Genomic DNA, 15,523 nt, shown 5'->3' with positions numbered 1-15,523 from the left:
AAAAAGGTCATTTTTTCTTCTTTCTTGCAAGGAGGGGCAGGGCAGTTAGGACGAGCAGCGATGCAGGCCCACATACCGCAGAGCCCTCTTCATTCTTAGTAGTTGAGGCCATCTCGTTCTGAGGAGGATTGACGGCGGGGTTTGGTGTGGTATGGTTTCCGAAACCTCCCGTAACGTTCGGACCGCTTCCGGGGTCGAGGTGGCCCGTTCCTACGGTGCCGTTGCCTTCACTTGACGAGGCATTTCCATAAGTGGGTGGACCCGCCCAGCCGCACCTCACGAGGGTTGCGTTGGGGCTCTCGTCGTAGGGAATCCATGCATAGCTGCCGTTCTCGGTCTCGTACCATCCTATCTTTCCGTTGTAGCCTGCCCCTCCCCACTTCGCAACTTCAACTATCTGCCCAACGTCCTCTTTGGTTAGACCAGTAACGGCCCCGGTTTCCATTAGGTACTCAAGAGCCCTGCTCAGGACTTTTCCAGCGTCGACTTCACCTGGGTTATAGGCGGGCTTCTCCTCAGAGCCCGAGATTAAGTTGAACTTCGTGCAGTTTGCTCCGGTAGCATTGAAGAACTCCTTCAGGGCATCGGTGAGCTCCTCAGGATTCGGTCCCGTTGCTGTAACTTCGGAAACACCGGCCCTTATCACCCTAGACGGGTCAACGCCGTGCTCCCTCAGGCACTTTTTAAAGGCCTCGTTCGGCTTCCAGGAGCAGGTGCCGTTCACGCAGCCGCAGCTCGTGAGCTTGAAACACTCGTACCAAGGGGCATAGATGCAGACGCTGGCAACATGTGATACTATATAATTTGGAAGGCAGAGCTCCCCGGAACAGCCGCCGGTGGCACAGTCAGAGTCGGAGGTGCATTCACCCTGGGGCTTCGTTATCTTTATCGTGACGTTCCCCTTTTGAAGGACGTCGATGCTCGACCCGTTCCGGGTTATGGAGGTGGCGATCCAGCCGCGGCCGAGGAGCTTCTGAATGGTTCCGTTTGTTATCACGACCGGGCCTGTGTAGCCCCAGTAGGCCCCCCTCTGCCTGGTTAGGGGTATCTCGACCCTCACGTGGGGCCCGTCCTTGGCCTCCCAGACTCTGAGGATAAAACTCATGTTATCGACTTTGAGGATGGATGGAACACTAATCGAAGAGTTGTAGCCGACTCCAGGTTTGTTAAGCAGGACTTCAACGGAATACTGATCGTACGGGCTCATGCAGGCCTGGACTAAAGGTACGGCGAGCATGATTATCACGATGGGAATGGCCAGGTAAGCCTTCATTCTCCTCACCATCCAAAAGTACACACTCGAAGTATATAACCCGTTCCAAGGCTTCAAATGGGATTGAAGCTAGACCATCAGGATTATAAGAGGAGATGAAAAATATCACCCGAGGTGATTAGCATGGAGAACCCGTTTGAGATAACAGGGGTTTACGCAAGGGAAATCCTGGACAGCAGGGGGAACCCGACAGTTGAGGTCGAGGTTTACACGCCGGTGAGCATGGGGCGCGCAAAGGTTCCGAGCGGAGCAAGCACCGGAACCCACGAGGCCCTTGAGCTCAGGGACGGGGGCAGCAGGTTCCACGGTAAGGGCGTCAGAAGGGCCGTCGAGAACGTGAACAAGATTATAGCTCCGGAAATCGTTGGGATGGATGTCACCTGGCAGAGGGACATCGACACCATCATGCTCGAGCTCGACGGTACCGAGAACAAGAGCAACCTCGGTGCCAACGCCATACTCGGCGTTTCACTCGCCGTGGCAAGGGCCGCTTCCGAGGCCCTCGGGATGCCCCTCTACCAGTACATAGGTGGAACCAACGCCTATGTCATGCCGGTTCCGATGAGCAACGTCATCAACGGAGGAGTGCATGCTGGCAACGAGCTCGACTTCCAGGAGTTCATGATAATGCCGGTTGGAGCGGACTCCTTCAGAGAGGGAATAAGGTGGGTCAGCGAAACTTACCACATCCTCAAGGGCGTCATTGCCGAGAAGTACGGCAAGGATGCGGTCAACATTGGAGATGAAGGCGGATTCGCTCCCCCGCTGAAAGAGCCGCACGAGCCGTTCGAACTCCTCATAGAGGCCATCGAGGAGGCTGGATACAAGCCAGGCGATGAGATAGCCTTCGCCATGGACCCAGCCTCAAGCGAGTTCTTCCACCCCGACATCGGGAAATACGTCGTCAACGACAAAGAATACGATGGGGGAGAGCTTCTTGAGCTTTATAAGGATCTCATCAGTAAGTACCCAATAGTCTCACTCGAGGACCCGTTCCACGAGGAGGACTGGGAGAACTTCGCCCTCATAACGAAGGAACTCGGGGACAAGATACAGATCGTCGGCGATGACATCTTCGTCACCAACCCAAAGAGAATAAGGAAGGGTATCAACATGAGGGCTGCGAACGCGCTCCTCCTCAAGGTTAACCAGATCGGAACGCTCAGTGAGGCCATAGATGCCGCCTACACCGCTTACAGGGCTGGCTGGGGAATAGTTGTATCACACCGCTCCGGAGAGACCGACGATCCGTTCATAGCTGACCTCGCGGTTGCCCTCAACACAGGCCAGATAAAGACCGGCGCCCCAGCGAGAATGGACAGGAACTCCAAGTACAACCAGCTCATAAGAATAGAGGAGGAGCTTGAGGGGATAGCGGTCTACCCAGGCAGGAAGTTCAGGAACCCGTTCCTGTGACGGGTTCCCCCCTTTCTTTCTCTTTCCCGGCTTTTTCCTTCAGCTCCATCAGGCTTTTCTTCTTCTCCTCAAGGATTGAAATTATCCTGTCGAGGAGTTCGACGTAGCCATCTATTGCTTCCACCGTTATCTCCTTTCCGTAACCCATCTCCTTCAGCTTCTCCCTCAGCATTTCATGGTACTGGACGGCGATGTAGAGCGACTGGAGCGCGAGTTCGTTCGCTTCCTTCATGTAGTTCCAGCCCTTTTCGGTGAGAGTGTACTTCACCAGCTTCCGTTTTCCGTGGTACTCCTCCCTCGGCTCTATTAAGCCCTCTTCAACCATTTTGTTAAGCATAATATACAGGTTGCCGTGGCTCGGCTTCCATGTCCCCCTGCTTACCTTCTCTATCTCCTTCAGGATTTCATAGCCGTGGCTCTCGCCCTTGAGACCGATTATGAGGAGTATCAGGTTTCTCATGGGGACGGTGAACATGTTCCTCACGACTGAGTCCGACATCCTATCACCCCGAAAGATTTATAAGACATGTCTAAACTAGACATATTTGATTCACACATGTTTCCTTTGTGGGTATTATGCTCACCTCCTTAAAAGGTTTGAGGTGGTGGTAATGGCGTGGAACGACTGGATAGCAAAGCACCCCAAGAAGGTGCTCTTAGCGTGGCTGATTGTTATCGTGCTCATGGCACCATTAGCCGGGAAGCTGAGCGAGGTCACCAACTACAGCGAGGAACAGATGGTCTCCCACCACATTGAGTCCATCAAAGTGCAGGATATAATGAACAAAGAGTTCACAAGGGCTCAGAACGAGAACATGACCTATCTCATCCTCACAAACATCAGCGTGAACGACGAGAATGCGAGGAAGGCATACCTAGAGTTTAAGAAGCGCGTTGAGGGGAGGTACGCCGAGAACGTGAGCTCCTACTACGATGCCGTGGATAGACTCTGGGACATGGACTACAACCTCACGCTGAACATAACGAGGATGGCCGCCAACATGACCGGAACCCTCTATTCCACCGCAATCCAGACTCAGGAGGGCTTTGGGCAGGTTCTCAACATGACATACTACCTGAAGAACAGCACCGAGATGACAAAGAACAGCCTCGTCAGCGCAGCCCGGGGATACCTCGCGCTTAAGAAGAACCTCACCAGCCTATGGAACCAGACAGTTCTCCTCAGGGATGGCCTGAACCAGACCGACATGGCTTACGTTGCCCTCCATAGAAACCTAACCTCGACAAGCGAGAGCCTAAGGGCGCTCAATTCAACGCTGGCGGAAATGAACGCGGGGCTCTACGCCCTCAACTCAAGCTATGGAATGACCTACGTTGGAGTTGTTGAGGTCCACAAGACCCTCCTCTCCACGGGGGCATACGATAGGGGCAACTTGACTCCAGAGGAGGCCCAGCTCATAGCCAACCAGACTAGGACGAGGCCGGAGTTCGTCTACGCAGTGTTTAACGCCCTCTACCCTGTTTACGCGCAAGCTGGAAGCGCCGCGATAACCGATACCCTCCTCGCGAACGTCACGAAGGAGATGGTCCTCGCCGGAACCAAGGATAAGAGCCAGAAGCCCCTTATCAAGGCGTATGGGGCGGCGTTCTACGCTGGAGTCAAGACCTTTGACGCCGGTGCTGGAAGCCCCTACGCCCTCCAGAACATGAACGTCACCCAACTCACTGGAGCAGTCTCGGAAATAGCCTCAGGGGCCCTCCAGAGCATTCCTCAAGCCATAGCACAGAGCAACCAGACGGTGGAGGTTCAGGGGTTCGGCCTTCTCGACTCGAAGACATTCTCCTCAATAGTTGGAGCGGCGCTTTCCCTCGGCCCGAACCCGGCACCAGCGGCAGTTGAAAACGCCACGGTGCAGATTGGGCTTCAGCTGATGTCGAGAATGCCTGGCAGCCCGCTGACAGGCATGCAAAACCCGGAGGATATCCTTAGGGCCCTTCTCACAACGGGCCCAACAAAGGAGCTCGAAAAGAGCCTCCTGCTGGCGGGAATGAGCGGAATGGCAAACGGGACAGCGAGTCAGTTCGCCCCGGTTATCGTCGATACGGTTCTCTCATACGACCCGAACGCGGAGGGGGTTCTCTCCACCAACGAGGGGCTCCTCGAAAACGCCACACTATCGGTTATTAAAGGTATGGTAAGCCAGATGGGTCTCCAGATGGACGAGAGCGTTCTTAAAACGATTTACGATAGCAACGGGGACGAGAAGGTCCTTGAAGGACTGGCGAAGAACCTGCTGGCAGAGGGAATGATCAAACAGCTCTCCTCTAGGGGCGTACCCAACGCAGAGAAAATAGCTGAGGCGATCGTTGAGATAGTCTCAAAGGACCCGCAGGGGATAATAAGCGGTGAGATGCTCGAGGGGGCCACCGTTGAGGTAATGGCCGCGATGAGCGAGGGGCAGGCACAGGAAGGCGAGAACTTCAACGTTTCTGAAGTTGTGAAGGCCCTCTACGAGGGAGCTGATCCAAAGGCCCTAGCAGAGAAGCTCTTCCTCAAGGGAGCCAAAGAAAAGATGGCCCAGATGAACAACACGGCCATTCCGGAGGAGTTCAAGGATGTCTTCATGAACCTCACGGAGACAATAGTGAAGAACTATCCGATGAGCGAGACCGAGCTGGGGAAGCTGGTGAAAAACACAGTCCTCTCAATGGTATCGAGCTACGCAAAGAGCAACCCATATGGAATGCAGATAACCTTCAACGGGTCAAAGCTCGTGGATATAGCCTTCCAGTTCAAGAATGATCCCAACACAATAACCAGGGAAGACGTTAAGCCCCTCGCCGAGGAGCTTTGGCCAGTTGTGGTGGAGAAGGCGGGCACATATCTGAGTATGCTCAAGAGCGACGACAACACCACGATGCTGATAACCTTCGTGCCCTACGGGAAGCCCGGTCCAAGCGACGATCTTTATAAGTACAGGGCGGAGAACGCAACCAAGGTCAAGGAGATAGCCCTAGAGGAGTTTGGGAAGTACTTCCCCAACGTTGTGGGTGCCCTCGGTGGAACCCCCGTGGAAAACCACGAAATGGCGGAGTACGGCCGGAGGGACAACCAGACCACAACGCAGGCGAGCGTCATAATGGCACTGATTGTGCTCTTTCTGCTCATGGGAATGGCAGTCTTGGCAACTTTCCTGCCGTTCACAGGTGTTGCAACCTCTGCTCTTACCGCCCTTGGAATAGCCTACCTGCTCGCCAGGGGTGGAATCCTAAATATCGGAAGCTGGGCCCAGATGCTGACCATAACTACTGCCCTCGGTCTCGGTATCGACTACTCGACCTACTACGTTCACCGCTTCAGGGAATACATCGCAGAAGGTTACGAGCACACAAAAGCTGTTGCGGAAGCACTAAGAAGGGCCAAGGACGCAGTCCTTGCGAGTGCCTCAACCGACATCATAGCCTTCGCTAGCTTCATCCTCGCCTGGGAGTTCCCGATATTCCAGCAGATGGGCATCATAGCTCCTCTCGCCGTAATTACGGTTCTCATAGCTAGTTTAACCTTCATCCCCGCAATAACCGCACTGATAGGTGACAAAAGCTGGTTCTGGTGGCCAAGGAACACTAAGCACATCAAAACCATGGACGTGGAGGAAAGGAGCAGGATAGCGGAATGGGTCATCAAGCATTCAAAGGCCGTACTGATTATAGCCCTCCTCATAGCCGCACCCGCCACGTATGCATTTGTAACTTTCAGAGGAACTCAGGATATGAGTCTTTTCCTCCCACAAGGAAGTGACACACTCAAGTTCATGAAGCTGAGCGAGGAGAAGCTCGGTGCAGCGGTGATGTCCCCCAACTACGTGATCCTTGAGTTTAATGGAAACGTTACTGAAGAGGACCTCAGACTGATAGACCAGGTAACTGCCCATATAGCCTCCCTCAACGGTGTAAAGGCAGTCTATTCACCAACCAGACCCTATGGTGAACCAGTCAGCAACCTGACGCTTTCGGCAATTAAAGCGCTCGGAGGAGATAGGTTCATCTCAAGCAAAGGGGATAAAGTGCTTATCCAGGTCGAGACAGTGTACAAACCAACCAGCGAAGGGGCCAAGGAGATCGTCAAAGAACTCAGAGCTTATGTAAGGGGAATCGCCAGGGAGAACCCGCGCGTGAAGGCCGGACTCGTCGGGGGAGGAGCAGCACTCTCAATGGATCTAAACAACAGAATCAACGACATCTTCTGGCACAGGATAATCCCAGTAGCGCTAATCCTGATGTTCCTGTCCCTCATACCGACACTCAAGGGGCTACCTGCAGTGGCTTCGACAATGACCACTATATTCCTTGGAGTTATGACGAGCATCTGGATTTCAACGTGGCTCTTCAAAAGGATTTTCGAACAGCAGGTCATGTGGTTCCTGCCGCTGATGGTCTTCGTCGTGCTCATGGGAGTTGGCATTGATTACAACAGCTTCTACCTCGTGAAGGCGAGGGACGAGTTCGAGCGCAGGAAGCCCGAGGAGGCGCTGATAGTTGCGGCGGGAACGATGGACACCCTGGTCATAGGCCTCGCGGTAGTCCTGGCCAGCACCTACGGAGCTCTGATGCTCAGCTCAACGTGGGGAACGAGGGAGATAGGCTTTGCACTCGCTGCTGGAATCCTCCTGACTGCGACGATGGCGGTCTACTTCATTGGACCAGCGTTCATGAGCCTCTTCGGCGAGAAGGCCTGGTGGCCTCTGTTCAGGAACCAGAAGGATGCCGAAAAGAAGTGATTTCCCTTTTCCCATTTTTGTCCCAAAAGGGTTATATTTCAGGAGTACTGCTCTTCTGTGGAGGAGGAGAATGGAAAGGAAAAAGCTCAAGATTTACATCCCCGGAATTAAATTTCCATCGATCTCGCTCACCGGGAACGCCTGCGCCCTGAACTGTGCCCACTGTGGGAGGCACTACCTCCAGGGTATGAGGAAGCCTCAAAGAGGAGAACTACTGAACTACTGTCTCAAGCTCGCTGAAGAGGGCTACAACGGCTGTCTCTTAAGCGGCGGCATGGACGGACGGCTTAAGGTTCCTCTTGATTTCTACGCCGATGAGATAAGAGAAATTAAAAAGAGAACGAACCTGAAGCTCAACGCCCACGCCGGCTTCATCGACGAAAGCGATCTTGAGTGGATAAAGTATGTCGATGCAGTTTCCCTCGACTTCGTTGGCGATGATGACGTGATAAGACGCGTTTACAAGATAGACAAGACCGTTGAGGACTACTTAAGAATTATCAACCTGCTCACCAAAGCCGACGTCAGGATTGCACCGCACATAACCATCGGCCTCGACTTTGGAAAGATATGGTGGGAGTACAAAGCCATAGACACTCTCGTGGAATACCCAATAGACGTTCTCGTTCTCGACGTTCTCATTCCAACGAAGGGGACCGAGATGGAGAACGTCCCAAAGCCGAGCGTGGAGGAGAGCCTAGAAGTCGTGCGGTATGCACGTGAGAAGTTTGGTGGAGAGCTGAGCATTGGATGTATGAGGCCTCTCGGAAAGTGGAGGTTGGATTTTGATAGAGGAGCTGTTTTAGCCGGCGTTGATAGACTGACGAACCCCCCGAGGAAGGTCATGAAGTGGGCAAAAACGGTGAGGGACGTTGAGATAATCTACGAGTGCTGCGTGATGTGAAGACACTTTTAGAGTACCCTCGTAATAGACTCTTCATCAAATAAGCTGAGACATGGCAACCCAGAAGAGGAACCACAGGTAATTCTAGCTTTTTCCAAAGTTACCGCCTGAGCCTGGAATTTACTTTACTGGTTCCAAGAGCCTTGAAAAATTCGACATAGGTCTGCTTTACTTTCCTGACCGACGAAATGCTAACCCATTCGTCCGCGGAGTGCCAGTTGGCCCCCTTTGGTCCAAAGACTATCGTTGGAACACCAAGGTAGGCCCCGAAGTAGTTGAAGTCACCGACGCTCTGGCCGTAGGTTATCTCAGGTTCCTGTCCCCATAGGGACTCATAAACCCGCTTAAACGCGGAGACAAAACTGTTGTTCTCCCGAACCAGGTACGGGGGCATCTCCGGCGTCGGCCTCTCGAACTTCCCTATCTCAAGCTCCCCCCTAACACCCAGCTTAGAAGCGGCGTTTCTGAGCTCGGAGGCAACCCTTTCCCAGTCCTCCCCGATTACCACATGTCTGTCAAGGATTGCCTCCGCCTCATCCGGGACGCTGAGGCCGTCCGCTTCCCCGTGGAAATAGAGGGTACAGTACGAGCCGGTTCCCAGGCGCCTGTGCTTCCTCTTCCTGATGCGCGGAAGGTAGGATAGTACCTTGGAAAGCCCCTCAATGGCGTTGATGCCGTTCTCAGGACGGGCCGCGTGGGCCTTCTTTCCCCTGAGCTTAAGTTTGACAACAAAGCGACCCCTGGCGCCAAGCATCATGGTCTCGTTTGTGGGTTCCGCCACGAAGACTGCATCGGCCCCTCTCAGCTCTCCGCTCTCGATAAGTTTCCACGCACCCCTAGAGTAACCCTCCTCATCGACGACAGCGGTGAAAATCACGTTCGGCCTCTTCTTCCTCGGAAGCTGAGAGAGCTCAACGAAAGCTGCCATTAAAGCAGCTAATCCGCCCTTCATGTCGGCGCTCCCAAGGCCGTAGAACCTGTCGCCGTCCAGTTCTCCCCAGGGGTTCCTGCTCCAGCCGCTGGAGAGACCAACGGTGTCCATGTGACCGTTCAAAACGATGGTCAACTTCTTTCCTGGAAGGCGGGAAATTATGTTGCTGCCAAACCCCTCAACTTCCTGGTAATGAACGGGGAGACCATGCTCCTCAAGGTACGAACCTATGAACTCCGATACCTGCGACTCGCTCCCAAAATGTGATGGAATTGAAACCAGCTTTTTTAAAAGTTCTACCTCCACGTCTCTCACCAATGAGATATTTAGAACTTAAAGTTTAAATAGTTTTCTAAGAAAGAGGGCGAAATCTTTGGAAAATATCGAACCTAATTGGGGAGAATGCATAAACTCTCCAACATGGATAATCAGATTTTGTAAACTCTACATTGAAACACGGGGCAAATGATAAAAAAACCGAAAAGCTGGAGGATATCCAGCTCATCTCCCTAAGTATAGGGTGATCTTTATGTCGTTTCCATCGATGGAAACGGAGAGCCAGATGCCAGTGGAGTGCTGAAGGGCCTCCTCCAGCTTCCCGTTATCCTGAACGCTGCGAAGGACTTCGTCCACCAACTCCCGTTCGGTTTCTGGAAGGTAGTAATCCGCGTAACCTGGGAGTTTGAGGACGAATATCCCCACCGCACTGTAAGGGAGGCCATCGCGCTCCCCGGCGCCTTCAAGCCTTCCATCAACGGGAATAACGTATTCACTGGAGAAAGCATGGAGTAAATCGCTGGAGAACCTTTGAATGTCGACCTGGGTCATGTTGTAGTCCTCAGAAAGGAAGTCCTCAACGGAGAGGCTTCTGATCTCTTCCACCTTCACGGAGTTGCCCTCCCGGAAAACTTTGTAGAGAACCGCCTTCTGGATATGCTGGGGACTCTCATTGGAGTATTCTACCCTGTAAATCGCCCAGTGGCGGTAGTAGGAAGCTAAGTCCATGAGGGGAGGGTGCTGGTCGACCACGTAGAACTTTCCATCATGCTCGACGACCGCCGTGAGATGGCCGGTATCGGAGTCGTTGAAAGTTATGGCTAGGACATAGAGGGGAGAGTAGTTCATTTCAAGGAGAAGGGCGAGGGTAAGGAGGGTGTAGTCCCCGCAGATGCCCTTACCGTCCTTCAGGATTTGGGGAATTGATTTCATCAGAGGATCAATCCGAGTTCCATCGTAGGTCATGTGCTCATCCTCCCAGGAGACGACGTTCCAGGCAGATTCAAGTATGTTCTCCCCCTTAAGCTGAGCCGCGAGAGGGGCAACGGCGGAGAGCTCCTCCTTGCTGTTTAGGTGCTTCTCCAGCTCGTCCCTTATTGGATCCACTCCAACCAGCTTCCACAGCTTCTCCCCCACTTTCTCTCCAACACCCTCAAAACGCTCCAGAAAGGGGTGGGGAAGGCATTTATGGGAGAATTCGCCGTTGTTAAAGGCAACATCGAGGGTAACCGAGACCAGAAAGGCGGCCAGGATGAGGGATGTCAGCTTTATTAAACGGGAAGCCATTAGAAACCACCAAGAAGAATTATGGTGGTCCCGCGGCCCGGATTTGAACCGGGGACCTGCGGATCTACAGTCCGCCGCCACTCCCAGGCTAGGCTACCGCGGGACCCGGTGCCCGTTCCATACTCACCGGGGCAGGTTTATAAATTTTTCTCTCAAACTCGCATGGGGATAGTTCATGACGAAAAGAGCCGTAAGCTACGAACCCGTTAACGTTGCCCTGCCGCTGGCCAAAAAGCTGGAAGAGTCGATAAAGGGAAACGGGGAGCTTCCAAACGGTGCAGAGCTCAGAAGAATCGTGAAAGAGATAGGTGGGGAGGAACTCTACCTGGGCCGCGGAGTTTCAGCATTCAGGGCCGGCGAAGTGGTTGGAGTGATTCTCCCAGGGAGGGATAGAATAACGATAGAACTCCTCCCATCGGAAGGAGGGATAAGTGAAGCCCTCGAAGTGGTGGCGTATATGGATAGAGACCTGGGGGCATTCGTTGTGGAAATACTGCCCGCCAACGACATCGAATACGAGGGGAACATCGGGCTCGAACCGGTTATAATTGACGCCGGGAGCCTTGAGCTCAAGAGCACACCGGTGCTGGGAGAATTTGAAGAGGAAGAGGAGGGCGTCTTCCTGGTCATAGACCTGGAAACTTACGGTCGGTGGAAGGAGAGCGGGAAGTTGGGCGTTTGCCCGATCTGCGGAGGGAAACTCGTCTGGGAAGGAGAGAAAACCCACTGCGCGGACTGTGGGTACGGGGTTAAAGTAAAGAATTAAGTATTCATGCAAAGATTATTACGCTGGTGAGGGGATGATAGTGAAGTTTGATGTATACTTCGACGGCGAATACTGGTGCGCGAGGGGAATAGACGAGGACATTTTCACACAGGGAAAGACCTTGGATGAACTTATGAAGAACCTCCGCGAGGCCGTTGAGCTTCATTTTGAGGAGGAAATCGAAAGGGGAGAAGAGAGAGTGGTTATGACGCTCTCACAGTTCGAGGTGTCCCGGGTTGAGCAGACTGCCAGTAGTTAGCGGCGAAAAGCCGGATCAAACTTCTTAAAAAGGTGTGAGGTGATTTTATGAGCCGATTAATCAAATCTCAGCTTGTGAAGTACTCAAGGAAGGCCCACGAGAGAGGTCTTACCGCAGCATTCGGCGGAAACCTGAGCATCAGGGAGGGGGATTTGGTCTTCATAAAGGCTACTGGAGCGGTCATGGACGATATGGGCACCGGACAGGTGGCAGTCATTGACATGAACGGGAGGCAGATTTCTGGAGTGAGACCTTCGAGCGAGTACCGCCTTCACCTCGCGATATACCGCGAAAGGCCGGACGTTAGGGCGATAGCACATCTCCACCCGCCGTACTCGATAACAGCCGCCACCGTTCTGAAGGGGGAACTCCCGATAATAACACCAGAGGCGGCCCTCTACCTCGGCAGAATACCAATAGCCCCGTTCAGGGAGGCCGGAACGGAGGAGCTGGCGGAAGTGGTTGCGGAGGCAATCCGTGAGAGCGACGCGGCCTTAATGGAAAGACACGGCATCGTCACCGTCGGAAGAAGCCTGAGGGAAGCCTTCTACAAAGCGGAACTGGTGGAAGAGAGTGCGAAACTGTGGTACATGGCAAAAGCCGAGAAACGCAGGGAATGAGCGGAAAAAGCAAAACGCTCACTTAACCTGCTCAAGGGCCCCAAGGACCTCCCATATGATGGTCCTCGTGTGCATGGGCATGTTGGGGTCCTCACTTATCTCCTCAAGGATGGCTATCGCATCGGCGGCCCTTACGGTCGGCTCCTTACTGCTGTCGAGGAGCACCTCTATTGCCTGCTCGGCCGCCCGCCTTATGTTCCTGGGCACGACTGTGTCCTGAACCACCTGATCCTTAAGAACCTGCACAATCTGCTCTATGAGCTCGCTCATGGCCCCCACCTCCTTTTCCTAAAGAAGGGTTACTAAAACCTTCCCGGAGTATCATAATGGTGCACGGCTAAAAAGCTTTTCGGTCAATCGTCGAAGTGGCCTCTTTCAAACTTCAAGGGAATACCAGGAGCAGGGAATTACAAAAACAAAATGATTTAAAAGACTAAAACGAAGGGGTGTTGATGTTCCGGATACTCTCAATCGGTTACTTCATCAGGGACTTAATCGTTCTTCCGATATCCTAGCCATAATTGGGGTTCTCACCTCCGCAAACAGAAGGATAACAAAGAACTCGGCTTTCCGTACTTCGTGACCGCCTTCTACTCAATGATAGTGGCGTTCATCCTGGTGGCCGTGGCCGAATTCATGGGCGTACTCCTGAGGACGTCACTGGAGTACGGCAATACAATCCTTCTCGACGTGAGGTCCGTCATTCTAACGCTCGGGGCGCTCTTCCTCCTCGCGTCCTCTGTGGCCTTCTACATACCCTTCGTCAGGGACAGGTACATGATAATAAAGGTTGCCGCCGAACCGCGAGGAATGCGCAGGTACGGGGCATATTGGGGAGGCAGGAAGGAAGTCTACGCCAAATTCCAGGAGCCCACAAAGAAGGAAGGCATCCCCAGCCTGGCGGTAACCAGAGACTCACCTGCGATGTTCCGTGAAAAGCTGGGCCTCACCGTGACTCCTGTCATATGGGTTTCAAAGGTCCCCAACGAAGATGCCGTGGAGCCCACGAGACTCCCGTACTTCCTTGAAAAGCTCAAGGCGTTCCTTCAGAGCGCCGACATCGACAAGGTAATCCTCCTAGACTGCGTGGAGTACCTTATGATAGAGAACGGCAACCAAGCTGTTTTCAAGTTCCTGACAAACCTGAAAGACCTGGCCCTTCTAAACAGGGAAATCCTTCTGGTCCCTGTGGACAAGAACGCCCTCGATGAGAAGACGCTGGGTCTCTTAACATCAGCGCTTTCCCCCATATCGCTCCTAGAGCAACGAGAGAGGAAGACAAAAGAGTAAATGGCCCTTTGAAAAGCTATTTTCTGGACATTTCACTAAAGTCATAATTAGAATTTTATTAGAATTTTTGAAATTTAGAGGCCATTAAGCGGAAACAACATCAACAAACGAAAACATGGTAGCCCGGCGGGGATTCGAACCCCGGTCCCCGGATCCAAAGTCCGGGATGATTGTCCGCTACACCACCGGGCTGCCCGTGAGAAGAGTGTTTTGGCACCTTATAAAATTTGAGGATGCCAGGAACAGCTCAAGAAGGAAGTTTGCAGAATGGTGGGGGCACGGGGATTTGAACCCCGGTCCGCGGGTTTCTCCGGGTCAGAGCTCCAAAGGCTCATCCCCAATCAGCAAACCCGCAAGTCCTCATACCTCTGGAGCCCGCGATGATGGACCAGGCTACACCATGCCCCCATCCAGCTAACCATACCAACGGCGGGTTTATAAGTTTTGTGCCCGCGAACCCCAACGGGAAAGGCGTGCAATATGTATCACTCAACGTGATTACTATCCAGAGTTTTTTGACTTACCCCTGTGTATCATCGACGGTGATATTAACGTTTTATAAACATAAAAGTGGTTAAGGGTAACGGTGATTGCCAATGGCAACTGGAGAAAAAATCACGTTGAGCGTTATTAAAGCCGACATCGGCGGATGGCCCGGCCATTCAAGGGTCCACCCGCAGCTCGTAGAGACGGCAGAGGAAATCCTCTCAAAGGCCGTTGAGGATGGAACCATTATAGACTTCTACGTCGCCACCTGCGGCGATGATTTACAGTTCATCATGACCCATAGGAAGGGCGTTGACAGTGAAGAGGTTCATGGTTTAGCATGGAAGGCCTTCGAGGAGGCCACCAAGGTTGCCAAAGAGCTCGGTCTCTACGGGGCCGGCCAAGACCTCCTCAAAGACGCCTTCAGCGGTAACGTCCGCGGAATGGGGCCAGGAGTGGCGGAGATGGAGATAACCCTAAGGAAGAGCGAGCCTGTCGTTACCTTCCACATGGACAAGACGGAACCCGGAGCCTTCAACCTTCCGATATTCAGGATGTTCGCGGACCCATTCAACACCGCGGGCCTTGTCATTGACCCGAACATGCACATGGGCTTCCGCTTCGAGGTCTGGGACATAAAGGAGCACAAGCGCGTTATCCTCAACACACCAGAGGAGCTCTACGATCTCCTAGCCCTCATCGGCGCCAAGAGCCGCTACGTGATCAAGAGGGTCTTCCCAAAGGAAGGCCACAAGATAGACAAGGATGAGCCCGTGGCCGTTATCAGCACGGAGAAACTCTACCAGATAGCGGGAGAGTACGTCGGAAAGGACGACCCCGTTGCCATCGTCAGGGCCCAGAGCGGCCTTCCAGCGCTCGGCGAAGTCCTTGAGCCATTCTCATTCCCGCACCTCGTCAGCGGCTGGATGCGCGGTTCCCACAACGGCCCAATAATGCCCGCCCCGATGCACCAGGCCAACCCGACCAGGTTCGACGGTCCCCCGAGGGTTGTCGCCCTCGGCTGGCAGATAAGTCCAAAAGGAAAGCTCGTCGGCCCAGTTGACCTCTTTGACGACCCGGCGTTCGACGGTGCGAGGCAGAAGGCAATAGAAATAGCGGATTACATGCGCAGGCACGGACCCTTCGAGCCGCACAGGCTCCCGATGGAGGACATGGAGTACACCACCCTGCCAGGTGTCCTCAAGAGGCTTGAGGAGAGGTTCGAGAAAATCGAGTGATTTCCCTCCCCTTTTCTGTTCATTTAAGCGGTGTACTG

13 protein-coding genes and 3 tRNA genes are annotated in these 15,523 nt (G+C 53.4%); 8 read left to right on the top strand and 8 right to left on the bottom strand.

Going from position 1 to position 15,523, the window contains the following annotated elements:
• Positions 1–7: 7 nt before the first annotated feature.
• Positions 8–1,285, bottom strand: coding sequence for a CGP-CTERM-anchored Cys-rich protein (locus tag E3E29_RS05515; protein ID WP_394352979.1), 1,278 nt, complete (start codon positions 1,283–1,285; stop codon positions 8–10).
• A gap of 111 nt (positions 1,286–1,396) precedes the next feature.
• Between E3E29_RS05515 and eno the strand changes: the two genes are divergently transcribed.
• The gene (eno, locus tag E3E29_RS05510; RefSeq protein WP_167910003.1) at positions 1,397–2,689 is read left to right on the top strand and encodes a phosphopyruvate hydratase; all 1,293 of its coding nucleotides are present in this window, start codon (positions 1,397–1,399) and stop codon (positions 2,687–2,689) included.
• On the opposite strand, the gene E3E29_RS05505 is transcribed toward eno, so the two are convergent.
• Entirely contained in the window at positions 2,670–3,188 is a 519-nt protein-coding gene (locus E3E29_RS05505) for a PadR family transcriptional regulator (RefSeq protein ID WP_167910002.1), read from the bottom strand. The two genes, eno and E3E29_RS05505, sit on opposite strands and share 20 nt — an antisense overlap.
• 112 nt (positions 3,189–3,300) lie before the next feature.
• On the opposite strand from E3E29_RS05505, the gene E3E29_RS05500 reads away from it, so the two are divergent.
• Together E3E29_RS05500 and E3E29_RS05495 are read left to right on the top strand one after the other, a co-directional pair.
• On the top strand, positions 3,301–7,428 hold the full coding sequence (locus E3E29_RS05500) for an MMPL family transporter (RefSeq protein WP_167910274.1): 4,128 nt from the start codon (positions 3,301–3,303) through the stop codon (positions 7,426–7,428).
• A gap of 70 nt (positions 7,429–7,498) precedes the next feature.
• A complete protein-coding gene (locus tag E3E29_RS05495; RefSeq protein WP_167910001.1) occupies positions 7,499–8,332 on the top strand; it encodes a radical SAM protein in 834 nt (277 codons plus the stop codon).
• A 100-nt stretch (positions 8,333–8,432) separates the two neighbouring features.
• On the opposite strand, the gene E3E29_RS05490 is transcribed toward E3E29_RS05495, so the two are convergent.
• The 3 genes from E3E29_RS05490 to E3E29_RS05480 form a co-directional block, all read right to left on the bottom strand.
• A complete protein-coding gene (locus tag E3E29_RS05490; protein WP_167910273.1) occupies positions 8,433–9,569 on the bottom strand; it encodes a M20/M25/M40 family metallo-hydrolase in 1,137 nt (378 codons plus the stop codon).
• A gap of 195 nt (positions 9,570–9,764) precedes the next feature.
• Entirely contained in the window at positions 9,765–10,826 is a 1,062-nt protein-coding gene (locus E3E29_RS05485; protein ID WP_167910000.1) for a transglutaminase-like domain-containing protein, read from the bottom strand.
• Positions 10,827–10,851: 25 nt separating this feature from the next.
• A tRNA-Tyr gene (locus tag E3E29_RS05480) sits at positions 10,852–10,929 on the bottom strand.
• Positions 10,930–11,001: 72 nt separating this feature from the next.
• On the opposite strand from E3E29_RS05480, the gene E3E29_RS05475 reads away from it, so the two are divergent.
• From E3E29_RS05475 to E3E29_RS05465, 3 genes are read left to right on the top strand one after another with little or no spacing between them, the layout of a single operon-like run.
• Positions 11,002–11,592 carry a hypothetical protein gene (locus tag E3E29_RS05475; protein ID WP_167909999.1) on the top strand — a complete coding sequence of 197 codons (591 nt, stop codon included), beginning with the start codon at positions 11,002–11,004 and terminating at the stop codon, positions 11,590–11,592.
• A 34-nt stretch (positions 11,593–11,626) separates the two neighbouring features.
• A complete protein-coding gene (locus tag E3E29_RS05470) occupies positions 11,627–11,851 on the top strand; it encodes a type II toxin-antitoxin system HicB family antitoxin (RefSeq protein ID WP_167909998.1) in 225 nt (74 codons plus the stop codon).
• A gap of 47 nt (positions 11,852–11,898) precedes the next feature.
• Complete coding sequence (locus E3E29_RS05465; protein WP_167909997.1) at positions 11,899–12,471, top strand: aldolase; 573 nt, start codon at positions 11,899–11,901, stop codon at positions 12,469–12,471.
• Positions 12,472–12,489: 18 nt separating this feature from the next.
• On the opposite strand, the gene E3E29_RS05460 is transcribed toward E3E29_RS05465, so the two are convergent.
• On the bottom strand, positions 12,490–12,741 hold the full coding sequence (locus tag E3E29_RS05460) for a UPF0147 family protein (protein WP_167909996.1): 252 nt from the start codon (positions 12,739–12,741) through the stop codon (positions 12,490–12,492).
• Between the two features lie 309 nt (positions 12,742–13,050).
• On the opposite strand from E3E29_RS05460, the gene E3E29_RS05455 reads away from it, so the two are divergent.
• Entirely contained in the window at positions 13,051–13,761 is a 711-nt protein-coding gene (locus E3E29_RS05455; protein ID WP_167909995.1) for a DUF835 domain-containing protein, read from the top strand.
• A 116-nt stretch (positions 13,762–13,877) separates the two neighbouring features.
• Here E3E29_RS05455 and E3E29_RS05450 read toward each other — a convergent pair.
• Positions 13,878–13,953, bottom strand: a tRNA-Gln gene (locus E3E29_RS05450).
• A gap of 76 nt (positions 13,954–14,029) precedes the next feature.
• Positions 14,030–14,169 (bottom strand) — tRNA-Trp (locus E3E29_RS05445).
• 188 nt (positions 14,170–14,357) lie between these two features.
• On the opposite strand from E3E29_RS05445, the gene fbp reads away from it, so the two are divergent.
• Positions 14,358–15,485: a fructose-1,6-bisphosphate aldolase/phosphatase gene (gene fbp / locus E3E29_RS05440; protein ID WP_167910272.1), complete on the top strand. Its 1,128-nt coding sequence runs from the start codon at positions 14,358–14,360 to the stop codon at positions 15,483–15,485.
• Positions 15,486–15,523: the final 38 nt, after the last annotated feature.

It is taken from the genome of Thermococcus sp. Bubb.Bath, assembly GCF_012027595.1.
In the GTDB taxonomy this organism is placed as follows: Archaea; Methanobacteriota_B; Thermococci; order Thermococcales; family Thermococcaceae; genus Thermococcus.
Note: the sequence above shows the minus strand (reverse complement) of the source record. Positions and strands in the feature narration are given on the sequence as shown.

Bases quoted from the DNA above. Each gene is read 5' to 3' on its own strand.
- E3E29_RS05470 (WP_167909998.1), top strand. From the start codon at position 11,627: ATGATAGTGAAGTTTGATGTATACTTCGACGGCGAATACTGGTGCGCG.
- E3E29_RS05460 (WP_167909996.1), bottom strand. From the start codon at position 12,741: ATGAGCGAGCTCATAGAGCAGATTGTGCAGGTTCTTAAGGATCAGGTG.
- E3E29_RS05495 (WP_167910001.1), top strand. From the start codon at position 7,499: ATGGAAAGGAAAAAGCTCAAGATTTACATCCCCGGAATTAAATTTCCA.
- E3E29_RS05500 (WP_167910274.1), top strand. From the start codon at position 3,301: ATGGCGTGGAACGACTGGATAGCAAAGCACCCCAAGAAGGTGCTCTTA.
- fbp (WP_167910272.1), top strand. From the start codon at position 14,358: ATGGCAACTGGAGAAAAAATCACGTTGAGCGTTATTAAAGCCGACATC.
- E3E29_RS05485 (WP_167910000.1), bottom strand. From the start codon at position 10,826: ATGGCTTCCCGTTTAATAAAGCTGACATCCCTCATCCTGGCCGCCTTT.
- E3E29_RS05475 (WP_167909999.1), top strand. From the start codon at position 11,002: ATGACGAAAAGAGCCGTAAGCTACGAACCCGTTAACGTTGCCCTGCCG.
- eno (WP_167910003.1), top strand. From the start codon at position 1,397: ATGGAGAACCCGTTTGAGATAACAGGGGTTTACGCAAGGGAAATCCTG.
- E3E29_RS05515 (WP_394352979.1), bottom strand. From the start codon at position 1,285: ATGGTGAGGAGAATGAAGGCTTACCTGGCCATTCCCATCGTGATAATC.
- E3E29_RS05465 (WP_167909997.1), top strand. From the start codon at position 11,899: ATGAGCCGATTAATCAAATCTCAGCTTGTGAAGTACTCAAGGAAGGCC.
- E3E29_RS05505 (WP_167910002.1), bottom strand. From the start codon at position 3,188: ATGTCGGACTCAGTCGTGAGGAACATGTTCACCGTCCCCATGAGAAAC.